1 pseudogene is annotated in these 489 nt (G+C 44.0%); it reads left to right on the top strand.

The features are described 5' to 3' along the window. A pseudogene (locus tag IO68_RS30425) lies at positions 1 to 489 on the top strand (hypothetical protein); the annotation flags it as partial.

Here is a 489-nt window from a genome sequence, read left to right as displayed (position 1 = left end):
ATTGATGGCATCACAGGTGGTGATCTTGCTAATAATCCTGTTACAGGGATTGTTCAAGAAGGTATCGATATTCTACAAGGCGTTGAAAGCTTAAAAACTGAAATCATCAATACGGGTATTGATACTGTTGCTGACACCATCATCGGAGCTTTCCCTCAAGCTGAACATCCTGTCGGGGATATTGCTGACCTAGGTACCCTCACTTTTGAAACTTCTCGCGATACTGTAAATGGTACTTTAGAAACCGTGTCTGATTTGGCAGGGGCTGATCTTAGTGGTGCTTTAGATTCTGCAACAGGTGTCATTGAAACCTTAGTTGATAATGGTTCTGCTGCAATTGGTATTTTTCAACATATTGCTGATGACCTTGGCAATCTCGGTGATCTTGCTGATGGTACACCACTTGAAATGGTGACTGGCGTGATTGACGGCATTACTGGCGGAACAGACGGCAGCCCAATCGATTTAGTCACTGGTGTAATCGATGGC

The sequence above is a fragment of the Acinetobacter sp. COS3 genome (assembly GCF_000475335.1).
Classification (GTDB): Bacteria; Pseudomonadota; Gammaproteobacteria; order Pseudomonadales; family Moraxellaceae; genus Acinetobacter; species Acinetobacter venetianus.
Note: the sequence above shows the minus strand (reverse complement) of the source record. Positions and strands in the feature narration are given on the sequence as shown.